General features: G+C 70.5%; 9 protein-coding genes. 6 read left to right on the top strand and 3 right to left on the bottom strand.

What is annotated here, in order from left to right; all coding sequences use genetic code 11:
- Positions 1 to 94 precede the first annotated feature (94 nt).
- Entirely contained in the window at positions 95 to 3,133 is a 3,039-nt protein-coding gene (locus tag ACYU7G_RS13900) for an Rne/Rng family ribonuclease (RefSeq protein WP_461108814.1), read from the bottom strand.
- A gap of 443 nt (positions 3,134 to 3,576) precedes the next feature.
- Here ACYU7G_RS13900 and ACYU7G_RS13895 point away from each other — a divergent pair, with 443 nt between their 5' ends.
- The 6 genes from ACYU7G_RS13895 to ACYU7G_RS13870 all read left to right on the top strand — a co-directional run bounded on the left by ACYU7G_RS13895 (position 3,577) and on the right by ACYU7G_RS13870 (position 11,245).
- Positions 3,577 to 4,794, top strand: a complete 1,218-nt coding sequence (locus ACYU7G_RS13895) for an ROK family protein (RefSeq protein WP_461108812.1) — start codon at positions 3,577 to 3,579, stop codon at positions 4,792 to 4,794.
- Complete coding sequence (locus ACYU7G_RS13890; protein WP_461108810.1) at positions 4,791 to 5,708, top strand: carbohydrate ABC transporter permease; 918 nt, start codon at positions 4,791 to 4,793, stop codon at positions 5,706 to 5,708. Before ACYU7G_RS13895 ends, ACYU7G_RS13890 begins: the two co-directional genes overlap by 4 nt.
- Positions 5,701 to 6,510, top strand: a complete 810-nt coding sequence (locus ACYU7G_RS13885) for a carbohydrate ABC transporter permease (RefSeq protein ID WP_461108808.1) — start codon at positions 5,701 to 5,703, stop codon at positions 6,508 to 6,510. Before ACYU7G_RS13890 ends, ACYU7G_RS13885 begins: the two co-directional genes overlap by 8 nt.
- Positions 6,511 to 6,554: 44 nt before the next feature.
- Complete coding sequence (locus ACYU7G_RS13880; RefSeq protein ID WP_461108806.1) at positions 6,555 to 7,859, top strand: ABC transporter substrate-binding protein; 1,305 nt, start codon at positions 6,555 to 6,557, stop codon at positions 7,857 to 7,859.
- 63 nt (positions 7,860 to 7,922) lie between these two features.
- On the top strand, positions 7,923 to 9,029 hold the full coding sequence (locus tag ACYU7G_RS13875) for a glycoside hydrolase family 15 protein (RefSeq protein WP_461108804.1): 1,107 nt from the start codon (positions 7,923 to 7,925) through the stop codon (positions 9,027 to 9,029).
- The gene (locus ACYU7G_RS13870; protein WP_461108802.1) at positions 9,026 to 11,245 is read left to right on the top strand and encodes a glycoside hydrolase family 31 protein; all 2,220 of its coding nucleotides are present in this window, start codon (positions 9,026 to 9,028) and stop codon (positions 11,243 to 11,245) included. The genes ACYU7G_RS13875 and ACYU7G_RS13870 overlap by 4 nt, the downstream gene beginning before the upstream one ends.
- On the opposite strand, the gene ACYU7G_RS13865 is transcribed toward ACYU7G_RS13870, so the two are convergent.
- Positions 11,235 to 12,008, bottom strand: coding sequence for an amino acid ABC transporter ATP-binding protein (locus ACYU7G_RS13865; protein WP_461108800.1), 774 nt, complete (start codon positions 12,006 to 12,008; stop codon positions 11,235 to 11,237). The genes ACYU7G_RS13870 and ACYU7G_RS13865 overlap by 11 nt on opposite strands.
- On the bottom strand, positions 12,005 to 12,673 hold the full coding sequence (locus ACYU7G_RS13860; protein ID WP_461108798.1) for an amino acid ABC transporter permease: 669 nt from the start codon (positions 12,671 to 12,673) through the stop codon (positions 12,005 to 12,007). The genes ACYU7G_RS13865 and ACYU7G_RS13860 overlap by 4 nt, the downstream gene beginning before the upstream one ends.
- Position 12,674: the final 1 nt, after the last annotated feature.

Genomic DNA, 12,674 nt, shown 5'->3' with positions numbered 1-12,674 from the left:
GCGAGGGTTTGGCCGGTGCGGCGCGACCGGGAAGGGGAACGGGAACGGCCCCGGCCGGCGATTCCTCGCCGACCGGGGCCGTCACGCGCTTGCGTCAGTGGTTGTGGCCGCCACCGTTGCCCGAACCACCGTTCGAGCCGTTGGAGCCGTTGCCACCGCCGTTGCCACCGCCGTTGCCGCCGCGACGACGTCCGCCGCGCCCGCCACGACCTCGGCCACCACGGTCGCCACCGTCGGCGTGCTCCTGCGAGTCCACGGGCTCGTCGAAGCGCAGGTAGCCGGACCCGTGGCAGTGCTCGCACTCCTCGGTGAACGCCTCGGCCAGTCCGGTGCCGATCCGCTTGCGGGTCAGCTGGACCAAGCCCAGGCTGGTGACCTCGGCCACCTGGTGGCGGGTGCGGTCACGGCCGAGGCACTCGACCAGGCGACGCAGCAGCAGTTCGCGGTTGCTGGGGAGCACCATGTCGATGAAGTCGATCACGATGATGCCGCCCAGGTCACGCAGGCGCAGCTGGCGCACGATCTCCTCGGCCGCCTCCAGGTTGTTGGAGGTGACCGTGGCCTCGAGGTTGCCGCCGGTGCCGGTGAAGCGTCCGGTGTTGACGTCGACGACGGTCATGGCCTCGGTGCGGTCGATCACCAGCGAGCCGCCGGAGGGCAGGTAGACCTTGCGGTCCAGCGCCTTCGCGATCTGCTCGTCGATGCGGAACTGCGAGAACACGTCCTTGCCGTCATCACCAGGGGTGAACTTCTCCAGGCGCTCCGCAAGGTGCGGCGCGACGTGGGAGACGTAGCTCTCGATGGCGTCGTACTGGTCCTCGGGACCGCCGTTGCCCTGCACGATGAGCTTGCCGAAGTCCTCGGTGAACAGGTCACGCACGATCCGCAGGGTGAGGTCGGGCTCGCTGTAGAGGGCCTGCGGGGCCTTGCCCTGCTTGACCTTCTTCTCGATGACCTCCCACTGCGCCTTGAGCCGGTTGACGTCGCGGACCAGTTCCTCGGAGCTGGCACCTTCTGCGGCGGTGCGCACGATCACGGACTCGTCGTCGGAGATCAGGCCGCCGAGGATCTCACGCAGGCGGGAGCGCTCGGCATCGGGCAGCTTGCGGGAGATGCCGGACAGGTGGCCACCCGGCGAGTAGACGATGTAGCGGCCCGGGAGCGAGATGTGACCGGTGAGTCGAGCACCCTTCGCGCCGACGGGGTCCTTCGTCACCTGCACGAGCACGCTCTGGCCGGACTTGAAGACCTTCTCCACCTTGCGGTTCTCGGCGGAGACGCCGAACGAGGCCCAGTCCACCTCGCCGGCGTAGATCACGGCGTTGCGGCCGCGGCCGATGTCGATGAAGGCGGCCTCCATGCTGGGCAGCACGTTCTGGACGCGGCCCAGGTACACGTTTCCGATGAGCGAGGTGGCCGACGCCCGGTCCACGTAGTGCTCGACGAGGATGCCGTCCTCGACCACTGCCAGTTGCGTGTACTCGTCGCTCTGCCGGATGACGAGCTTGCGGTCCACCGACTCGCGGCGGGCCAGGAACTCGGCCTCGCTCAGGATGGGGGCGCGGCGACGACCGGCGGCGCGGTTCTCCTTGCGGCGCTGGCGCTTGGCCTCCATGCGTGTGGAGCCCTCGATGCCGGTGATCTCGTCGCTGGAGGTGCCGCCCTCCTTGTTGTCGCTGCGGCCTCCGCGACGGCGACGGCGACGGCGGCGCGTCGTGCCGTTGTCGTCGGAGCTGTCGTCCGAGTTGTCGTCGGAGTCGTCGGCTCCGGTGGAGTCGGAGTCCTCGTCGGAAGACTCAGTCTCGGAGTCGTCGGAGCCGTTGGACTCGTCCGAGTCCTCGGAGTCCCCACGGGCTCCCCCGCGACGGCGGCGACGGCCCCCGCGGCGACGGCGGCGGCGCGACGGGCGCCCGTCCTCACCGGAGCTGTCATCGTCGGAGCTGTCGTCCGAGTCGTCGTCGGAGTCCGAGTCATCGGAATCCTCGGCGGCTTCGTCGGAGGACTCGTCGTCCTCGTCCTCGTCCTCATCGTCGGACTCGTCCTCGCCGGACTGGCCGGCGGCGATGGCGCCTGCCAGTTCGTCGAGCGCACCCTGACGGTCCTGGGCAGGGGCGTTGAAGGGATCGCTCACCAGTGCCTTGCGGGCCTGGGCGGCCTCCTCGGCCATCCGCAGCGCGGCGCCGATGGAGTCCTCCTCCGTCGCCTCCTCGTCCGTGGCCTCAGCCTCGGGCGCGGGTGCGGCGGCGGGGCGGCTGGCGCGGCGGCGGCGGGTGGCGGGCTTCTCGTCCTGCTTCTTGGCCTCGTCGGCCGCCTCGGGCTGGGCGGTCCTCGCCTTGGACTCGGCGGCAGCGAGGTCCAGTGCCGCTGCGATCGGGTCAGTGTTCTGCTCGGCTTCGGCCTTCTCCTCGACCGGCTCGGCGGGAGCGGCTGCGCGGGTGGCGCGGCGACGTCGAGTGGCGGGCTTCTTCTCCTCCGCATCGGCGGCGGCGCCGGACTTGGCGGTGGCCTGCGCCTGGGCCTGCTCGAGAGCGGCGGCGATGGGGTCGACGTCGAGTTCGTCCTGCTTGGCGGCCGGCTCCGCGGGTGCGGCGGCCCGGGTGGCGCGACGACGCGTGGCGGGCTTCTTCTCGGGCGCCTTGGCAGCGCCTTCGGCAGCGGGCTCAGGGACCGCGGCTGCCGCCTCGGCGGTCTCGGCAGCCATCTCCACGATCGGGTCGGAAGCGCCGGTCTCACGGGTGGCGCGGCGGCGACGGGTGGCCGGCTTCTTCGCGGGCTCCTCCGCTGCCGGGGTGGCGGGCTGTGCAGTGGCGCGCTCAGCGGGCGCAGGGGTGGTGGCAGCCTCAGCGGGCGCGGTGGTGGCCTCGGCGGGAGCCGCGACGGACTCGGCCTTGCCCGCGGCACGCGTGGCGCGTCGACGCTTGGGTGCGGACTCGGTGGTCGCCGGGGTCTCGGCGGGGGCGTCGACCGGGGCCGACGTCGCGGCCGCTGCGGTGGTGGTCTGCGGGACCTGGAAGGGGGCCGCGACCTCGGGGGGCGGACCGGCGGGTCGGGATGCCGCGCGACGGCGGCGGGTGGTGGGCGGGTTCTGCGTCGATTCGGCTGTTGTTGCGTTGCCGTTCTCGTTCTCGACCATCAGGCTCCTCATGCGCATGGATGCGCGGAAGTGGACGCAGCCGAAGCTACGAAACCAAGTTCAACGGTCTACGGGGACCAGCTCAGGAGCAGCCGCGGTCGAATTCTTCGTCGCGGTACAGACTCAAGCGGCCTCCGGCGGCACCGGCGGTGCGTGACCTGTTGCCCATTCTCTCACACACCCACCCAACCCCGTGCATCCTCGCCCTCCGGAGGCCTTCCACCACGCGCTCTCCGTCTGGCCCACGACCCGACTCGCCGACTGGATCGGGCGGAAGGGTGGCGGGCCACCGTTCCGGCGATTTCTCTCGGCGTGTCGGGTCAACTGGGCCCGCGACGGCGACGCGCCGGGCCCTCATGCCAGCCTCCTGGAGCGGCGGACCCTTGACAGCCCCACCACCTTACTTTTAGGCTTCTTTTAGTCCTGAACAAAGAGGTTTCCAAGTGACAGCAGCAGCATCCCCGTCCGACATCAACCGCTCGGCGGTCCTTGCCCAGATCGGCACCAACGGCCCGACGTCGCGCGCAGAACTCGCGCGGCTCATCGGCGTGTCGCCCGCGCTGGTGACGCAGATCACCAAGCAACTGCTGGCCGACGGACTGCTGGTGGAACTGGAACTGACGCCGTCGCAGGGCGGCCGCCCGGCGCGCCAGCTGGGACTCGCCGCCGACGCGGGCCACGCCATCGGCGTGAAGATCGCCCCGGACCACGCCACCTTCGTCGAGGTGGGCATCGACGGCGCTGTCGTCCGTTCCGCCACCGAGCCGTTCAACACTGCAGCCCTCACCGCGATCAGCACCCTCGCAGGCATGCTCAAGCAGTTCATCGACGGCGGCGGAGAACGCCCGCTGCTCGGCATCGGCGTGGGCCTGCCGGCGGACGTGGACGACCAGAGCCTGGGCAACGTCAACTCCACCCAGCTCGGCTGGAGCCGCGCCCCGCTCGGCAACGTACTGCGCCAACAACTGGAACTGCCGGTGCTGGTGGAGAACAACGTGAACGCCCTGGCGATGGCCGAGATGCTGCACGGGCAGGCCCACGGCCACGACAACGCACTCGTGGTCACCATCGGGACCGGCATCGGCGCGGGCATCATCGCCGACGGCATCATCGTGCGCGGCCACGGCGGCGGCGCCGGCGAGATCGGCCACGTCCCGGTGGCGGAGGACGGACCGCAGTGCCAGTGCGGCGCCCGCGGCTGCCTGGAGGCGTTCGTCGGCCAGGAGGCGCTCGTGCGACGCGCCAAGGAGGCCGGCACCATCCCCGCCACCGGCGGCATCGCCACGCTCCGGGGCCAGGCCGACGCCGGCGACGCAGCCAGTCTCCAGCTCTTCGCCGACGCCGGGCGCATGCTCGGGCGCGTCGTCGCCGGGGTCGCCAACGTCCTGGACCCGGAGATCCTGATCCTCCTCGGCGAGGGCATCGAGGCCTGGGCGCACTGGCGCGGCAGCTTCGACGAGGCCTTCCGATCCGCGCTGATGCCCCGCAAGCGCGGCCTGGAGGTGGCCGTCGAGACCTGGCAGGACGACCGCTGGGCGCAGGGCGCCGCCAGCCTCGTGCTGGCCACCCCCTTCGACGCCGCAGGCCTGGCCGGTGAGCAGGGCAGGCTCGTGCGGGAACGACTCACCGGCAGCGGCACCACCCAGAAGGCCGGCCGGTGACCACGGCCACCCGGACCCGACGACGCCCGCCCGGCAAGGCCGGACGGCGCCTCAGGTACGCCCTGGTGGTGCTCGCGTTCCTGCTGCCCAGCGCCCTGCCGATGGCCATGTTCACCATCTACCCGATGTTCGGGGCGTTCTGGGTGAGCCTGCACAAGTGGAACCTGCTCTCCCCCATGGAGTGGGTGGGGCTCGGCAACTACGCCAAGCTCCTGCAGGACCCGGAGACCCTGAACGCGTTCGGGAACACCTTCTACTACATCGTCGGCTACCTGCCGCTGGTCTACGTCGGCGGGCTGGCCCTGGCCCTGGCCCTCAACCAGGCGTTGCCCCTGCGCAGCCTGCTGCGCGGCGTCTACTTCCTGCCCGTGGTCACCAGCTGGATCGTCGTGGCGCTGATCTGGCGCTGGCTGCTCAACCCCGAGGTGGGCATCGTCAACGCCGCCCTGGGACTGTTCGGCATCGACGGCCCGGGCTGGTGGACGGACCCGGCGTGGGCCATGCCGTCGATCATCCTCGCCTCGGCGTGGAAGGACCTCGGGTTCGTCATGATCATCCTGCTGGCGGGGCTGCAGGCCATCGGCCAGGAGCTCTACGAGGCGGCGACGGTGGACGGCGCGGGCTGGTGGGGGCGACTGTTCCACATCACCTTGCCGATGCTCACGCCGTCGACGTTCTTCGTGGTGGTGATCTCGCTCATCAACGGGTTCCAGGTCTTCGACCAGGTCTACGCCATGACAGGAGGCGGCCCGGCGGGCGCCAGCACCGTCGTGGTGCAGCAGATCTACGACCTGACGTTCCGGTACTCCCGGGCCGGCGAGGCCGCCGCGCTCTCGTGGCTGCTGTTCGTGCTGGTGCTGGTGGTCACCCTCATCCAGATCCGGGGCCAGAAGAGGTGGGTCAACTATGCGTAGGCGCACCAACCCGCTGCTGCTCGTCGTCCTCGTCCTCGGGGCCGCCGTGATGTTCTTCCCATTCTTGTGGACGGTGATCACGTCGGTCTCGCCCGGGGCGGGGTTGTCGGCGACACCGTCGCTGCCTGAGAACCCGTCACTGGGCGCCTACGCCGAGCTCTTCGAGAACACCCCGTTCGCACGCGTGATCGCGAACTCGGTGGGGTTGGCCGTGGCGCAGACTGTGCTGCAACTGCTCACCAGCTCCCTAGCCGCGTACGCGTTCAGCCGGCTCCGGTTCCCGGGCCGGGGCCTGGTGTTCGCCATCTACCTGGCCACCATGATGGTCCCCATCCAGGTGCTGATCGTGCCGCTGTTCGTGCAGATGCGGGACCTCGGTCTGGTGGACACCTACCTCGGCGTCCTGTTGCCCGGGATCGCCAGCGCGTTCGGCGTGTTCCTCCTGCGGCAGGCCATGAACCAGGTGCCGCGCGAACTCGACGAGGCCGCCACCCTCGACGGCGCGGGCCACTTCCGCATCTTCGGCACCATCGTGCTGCCACTGGTGGGGCCGACGCTCGCCACCCTCACGGTGTTCTCGTTCATGAGCAGCTGGAACAGCTTCCTGTGGCCGCTCATCATCCTCCGCTCGGAGGAGCTCAAGACTCTCCCACTCGCCCTGGCCGGGCTGCAGGGCCAGTACACGACGCAGTGGGACGTGATGATGGCCGGCTCCGTCGTGTCCATCATCCCCATGCTCGCCATCTACGTGTTCGCCCAGAAGTACGTGATCCAGGGCGTCGCGAGTTCGGGCATCAAATGAACCAGCAACAGATCCAGCCATCCGAGTATCGAAGGAGATACCTCATGTCCAAGCACACCTGGCTCAGGGCCGGCCTCGCCGCGTTCCTCGCCCTCACCGTCGCCGGCTGCTCCGGCACCGCAGACCCCGGCGCCGACGCCGGCACCACCGAACCCGACGCACCCGCCACCGACGGGGCCGACACCGAGACCGGCGCCGAGGAGGTGACGATCAGCTACACGAACTTCATGTCCAACGGTGGCAACGAGGAGAACCTCGCCACCATCGTGGCGGCCTTCGAGGAGGCCAACCCCGGCATCACCGTCGAGGTCACCACCCTCCCCTACGCCGACTACTTCACCGCCCTCCAGACGGACCTGGCCGGCGGCACCGTCTCCGACGTGTTCGACATCGAGTACGGCAACTACAAGGCGTACCAGGCCAACGGCGTCCTCGCGGCGCTCGACGGGGTGGACACGAGCCTCTACCAGTCCAACCTGGCCGAGGCCTACGCCACCGACGGCACCTCGTACGCGCTGCCCAGCTCGTTCTCCACCGTCGTGCTGTTCTACAACGCGGACCTGTTCGACGCGGCCGGACTCGACCACCCCACCTCGGACTGGACCTGGGCCGAAGAGCAGGCCGCCGCCGAGCAGCTCACCGACGCCGACGCCGGTGTGTGGGGCGACTACCAGCCCATCAGCTTCCACGAGTACTACAAGACGGTGGCCCAGGCCGGCGGCGAGTTCCTGAACGCCGACGGCACGGCAGCCGCCTTCAACACCCCGGAGGGGATCGCGGCGGCCGAGTGGCTGGTGGGCAAGAGCGGCACCACCATGCCCACCGCGGAGCAGGGCGCGGGCACCCCGGACTTCGACTCCGGGCTGTTCGCCGAGGGCAAGCTCGCCATGTGGCACACGGGCATCTGGATGTTCGGCGCCGCCGCGGACGCGGACTTCGCGTGGGACATCGCCGTGGAACCCGGCGACGCGGAGCAGGCCAGTGCCATGTTCTCCAACGCCGTGGCCGTTTCTTCGGGCTCCGATAACCCGGAGGCCGCGCAGGCCTTCGCCGAGTTCCTGACCAGTTCCGACGAGATGGTCGACGTCCGGCTCGCCAGCGGCTGGGAGCTGCCGCCCATCAGCGACGAGGCCAAGCTCGGGACCTACCTCGAACAGGACTCCCCCGCCAACCGGCAGGCGGTCTTCGACTCGCTCGACGGCGTGGCCCTGGCCCCGTCGATCGGTGACGCCCAGGCCGAGATGCAGGACATCGTCACCGAGGAGCTGACCGAGGCTGCCGCGGGCCGCAAGTCCGTCGCCGACGCCGTCGCCTCGGCCGAGCAGCGCGTCAACGCCCTCCTCGGCTGACCCATCCCACCCCCGCGGGGCGGGCAGCCGCCCGCCCCGCCCCCGACCAGGAGGACACCGTTCATGCCTTCCCACCAACCTGCCCTCGACGCGCTGCTGGCGCACTCGCGGGAACTGATCGTCACCCTGCAGGACCCGGGTGGCGCCTACCCTGCGAGCCCCACGTTCTCCGCCTACAAGGGCTTCTGCTGGTTCCGCGACGGCGCGTTCATCGCCGACGGCGCCTCCGCCGCCGGGGAGGTGGCCTCGGCGAGCGCATTCTTCGACTGGTGCGCCCGGGTCCTGGAACGGCACTCGGCGCGGGTGGCGGAGGTGGTGGCCGCAGCCGAGGCGGGCACTCCCCTGCCGGGTGAGAAGATGCTGCCGGCCCGCTACACCTTCGACGGCGAGTTCGGCGACGACGACTGGTGGGACTTCCAACTCGACGGCTACGGCACCTGGCTGTGGGCGCTGGTGGAGCACTGCCGCCGCCACGGCGTGGACGCGACACGCTGGTCCCGGGCGGCGGAGCTCACCGTGGACTACCTCGTCAGTTCCTGGGACCGCCCCTGCTTCGACTGGTGGGAGGAAAACAGCGCCCATGTGCACGTCTCGACCCTGGGTTGCATCGCGGCCGGGTTGTCCGCGGCGGTGGACGCCGGGCTCGTCGAAGGTTCACGCGCCACGCGGGCGCTGGAGGTCAGGGCCGCGATCGACAGGGTCCTCGCCGGGGACGGCGCCGTCGACGGCCACCTCACCAAGTGGCTGGACAACCCAGCCGTGGACGGCAGCCTCAGCTCCCTGGTGTCACCGTTGCGGGTGCTCGACCCGACCTCGGACCTGGCAACCGGCACCGTCGCGGCCGTGGAGCGGGAGCTCGCCGTCGATGGTGGCGTGCACCGGTTCCTCGCCGACACCTTCTACGGCGGTGGTCGCTGGCCGCTGCTGACGTGCTTCCTCGGGTTGGCGCAGCTGGCCGTCGGGGATCGCGCCGCCGCGGAGCGCGGGCTGCGGTGGGCCGCCGCCACGGCCGACGAGGAGCTGATGCTGCCCGAGCAGGTCTCCGACCACCTCCTCGACGGGTCCTTCGAGCAGGAGTGGCTCGAGCGCTGGGGCACTGTCGCCAAACCCCTGTTGTGGAGCCACGCGATGCTGCTGCGGCTGGCCGTCGAACTCGAGGAGACCGCATGATCCGCCACCGCCCACTCGGTTCCGGGCACCCCTACTCCGACGACACCGAGCAGCGCTCACCCGTCCGCCCCGTGGCCGGTGAGCCGCTGCGGCTGGGCGTGCGCACCTCCGGGGAGCTCGAATCCGTCTCCGTCGAACTGGTGGTGACGGTGGGCGACGACGTCCGCACCGAGCACCACGAGCTGGGGCGGGTCCCCCGGTCCTCCCGGGGCCAGGACGTGAGCGGCGGCCACCTCGCCTCGGCGCAGGCGCGCAAGGGGCGCAGCGCGGGCGGCTGGGAAGTGGTGATCCCGGAGGTGCAGGCCGACGCAGTGCTGCGCTACCGATTCGCCGGCGGTGGCACCACCACCCGTTGGTTCGAGTGCCGGGTGGCGTCCTGGCGGGCGGCCGAGCCGGGGATGCTCGCCGTCGTCGGCGGCGTCGAAGGGGTGGCGCCCTCGGACTCGGCGGTCCTGCACGACGGTGAGCAAGCGCTCCGGCTGCGGTTCGCCCTCCCACTCACGCCCGATGAGAGGGTGGCGGGTTTCGGGGAACGTTTCGACGCCCTCCAGCACCGCGGCACCTGTCTGGACGCCGTCGTGTTCGAGCAGTACAAGTCTCAGGGCGCCCACCGCCGCACCTACCTGCCCATGCCGTTCGCGCACGTGGTGGGCGGGACGGGGTGGGGGTTCCACGTCCGCACCTCGCGGCGGGTCTGGTTCAACGTCGGCGCATCCGATGCCACCCGCCTGGTGGTGGAGTCCGAGCTCGGCGAGCGGCCCCTGGAGCTGGCCCTGTACCCGGGGACGCCCACGCAGGTCCTCGACGCGTTCCTAGCAGAGGTGGGCCGGCCGCGGCAGCTGCCGGACTGGGTCTTCAGGCTCTGGGCCAGCGGCAACGAGTGGAACACGCAGGCCGAGGTGGAGCGACAGCTGGCACTGCACGCCGAGCACGACATCCCCGTCGGCTCCGTCGTGATCGAGGCCTGGAGTGACGAGAGCACCTTCACCATCTTCCGGGACGCCCGTTACGAGGTGCGCGACGACGCCGGCCCCATGCGCCTTTCCGACTTCGAGTTCCCCGCCGACGGCGCCTGGCCGGACCCGAAGGGCATGGTGGACGCGATCCACGCCGCCGGGACGAAGGTGCACCTGTGGCAGATCCCGCTGCTGAAGATGCGGCCGCACCCCAGCGGACAGGCCAGGGCCGACGCCGAGGCCGCCGTCCGTGAGGACGTGCTGATCCGCGAGGTGGCCCCCGACGGGCGGCTGCGGCCGTACCGGAACCGGGGCTGGTGGTTCCCGCTCGCCCTGATGCCGGACCTGACCGACGAACGCGCCGCACGGTGGTGGACAGAAAAGCGCCGCTACCTCGTCGAGGACCTCGGGATCGACGGCTTCAAGACCGATGGCGGCGAGCATGCCTGGGGTGCGGACCTGCGCTACCTCGACGGCAGCACCGGCGCCGAGTCCAACAACCTGTTCCCGGTGGCCTACGCCGCTGCCTACGGAAGACTGCTGGAGAGCGCCGGGAAAGCGCCGGTCACCTTCAGCCGGGCGGGCTTCACGGGGTCCCAGGCCCACGGGGCGTTCTGGGCCGGCGACGAGAACTCCACCTGGGAGGCGTTCCGGTGGTCCATGCTCGCCGGGCTGTCGGCCGCGGCCAGCGGCATCGTCCACTGGGGCTGGGACGTGGCCGGGTTCTCCGGGCCCGTGCCGGATCCCGAGCTGTACATGCGGGCGATGGCGGCGAGCGTGTTCGTGCCGATCATGCAGTACCACTCGGAGTTCAACCACCACCGCCGGCCGCCCCGCGACCGGACGCCGTGGAACGTGGCCGAACTCACCGGTGACGGCTCGGTGATCGGGGAGGTCCGGAACCTGGTGCACCTGCGGGAGCGGCTGGTGCCCTATCTGGCCGAACAGGCGGCCGCGACGATCGCCACCAGTGCACCGCTGATGCGGCCGTTGTGGTTCGAGCACCCCGAAGACCCGAGGGTCTGGGAGCACGTCCAGTGGCTGCTGGGCGACGACCTGCTCGTGGCCCCCGTACTCGAGGCGGGCGACGGCGACTGGCCGGTGTTCCTGCCCCCGGGCGACTGGGTGGACGTGTGGTCCGGCACCCCCGTCGCGGGAGACGACGTCATCGCCACCAGCACGCCGCGGAACCGGGTCCCGGTCTTCGCCCGCGCCGCGGCGTGGGCCCGACTGGAACCCGTGTTCCGGGTCAGTGGTTGAGGAGTTCCTCCAGGAAGGCACGGCCACGCTCGCTGGAGGGCGAATCGAGGACCTGCTCGGGCGGACCCTGCTCGGCGATGCCGCCGTCGGCGAGGAGGACCACCCGGTCGGCGACATTGCGCGCGAACCGCATCTCGTGGGTGACCACCATCATGGTCATGCCGTCGTCGGCGAGGTTGCGCATCACGTCGAGCACCTCCCCCACCAGCTCGGGGTCCAGCGCGGAGGTGGGCTCGTCGAAGAGCATGACGGTGGGGTCCATGGCGAGGGCGCGGGCGATGGCCACGCGCTGCTGCTGCCCGCCCGAGAGGTTGCCCGGGTAGGCCTTGGCCTTGTGCCCGAGGCCCACGCGCTCCAGCAGGGTCTCGCCGCGCTCGCGCGCCTCGTCCGCACTGCGGCCGAGGACCTCGCGCTGGGCCACCATGATGTTCTCGATGACGGTCATGTGCGGGAACAGGTTGAACTGCTGGAACACCATGCCGATGCGGGCGCGCAGGCGGTTGATGTCCTGCTCCGAGTAGGACAGGCGCTGCCCGTCCACCTCGATGCGGCCGTCGCTGATGCGCTCCAAGCCGTTGACGCAGCGCAGCAGCGTGCTCTTGCCCGCACCGGAGGGCCCGATGAGGGTGACCACCTCGCCCTGGTAGACGTCGAGGTCGATGCCGTTCAGCACCGTCGTCTTGCCGAAGCGCTTGACGATGTTCTCCATGTGGACGATGACCTCGTCGCCCACCGGTTCGCGGGAAGTGTTGTTCTCGCTCATGCTTCTGCAGGCCTCCTGTGCGCGCTGAGCTTGTGTTCCAGCCAGCTGACCAGCGCGGTCAGTGCGAGGACGATCACCAGGTAGTAGACCGCCACGACGATGTAGGCCGTGAGGGGCTGGTAGGTGGAGGCCGCCATGTTGCGCGACGTCTGGAACAGCTCGGTCATGCCGATGAAGGAGACCAGCGAGGAGTCCTTCACGGCGATGATGTACTGGTTGCCCAGCACGGGCAGCGTGGTCCGCAGCGCCAGCGGCGCCTGCACGCGCTTGAGGGTCTTGGCCCGGGACATGCCGAGCGAGCGCGCCGCCTCGACGAGACCCTTCGGGACCGCCTGGAAGCCGGAGCGGATGATCTCGGCGATGTAGGCGGAGTTGTGGAAGGCCAGCGCCAGCGCCCCTGCCCAGAACGCGGGGAGCGTGATGATGTAGGCCAGGCCGAAGTAGATGATGAAGATCTGCGTGATCAGCGGGGTGCCGCGCACGATGCCGATGTAGACCGTCGCGATCCACTTCAGCAACTTGACCCGGCTCATGGCCAGGGCGGAGACGAGTGCGCCTCCGACCATGGCCATGAGCAACGCCGCGGCGGTGAGCCGCAGCGTCACCCAGGACGCCTCGAGGAACAGCGGGGCGTACTCGGCGAAGAGCTCGAAGAAGCCGTTCACC

It is taken from the genome of Tessaracoccus terricola (genome assembly GCF_054776555.1).
This window is presented reverse-complemented; position numbering and strand designations above follow the sequence as displayed.

Coding starts and splice junctions, on each gene's coding strand:
- ACYU7G_RS13880 (WP_461108806.1), top strand. CDS start 6,555: ATGTCCAAGCACACCTGGCTCAGGGCCGGCCTCGCCGCGTTCCTCGCC.
- ACYU7G_RS13875 (WP_461108804.1), top strand. CDS start 7,923: ATGCCTTCCCACCAACCTGCCCTCGACGCGCTGCTGGCGCACTCGCGG.
- ACYU7G_RS13885 (WP_461108808.1), top strand. CDS start 5,701: ATGCGTAGGCGCACCAACCCGCTGCTGCTCGTCGTCCTCGTCCTCGGG.
- ACYU7G_RS13870 (WP_461108802.1), top strand. CDS start 9,026: ATGATCCGCCACCGCCCACTCGGTTCCGGGCACCCCTACTCCGACGAC.
- ACYU7G_RS13900 (WP_461108814.1), bottom strand. CDS start 3,133: ATGGTCGAGAACGAGAACGGCAACGCAACAACAGCCGAATCGACGCAG.
- ACYU7G_RS13865 (WP_461108800.1), bottom strand. CDS start 12,008: ATGAGCGAGAACAACACTTCCCGCGAACCGGTGGGCGACGAGGTCATC.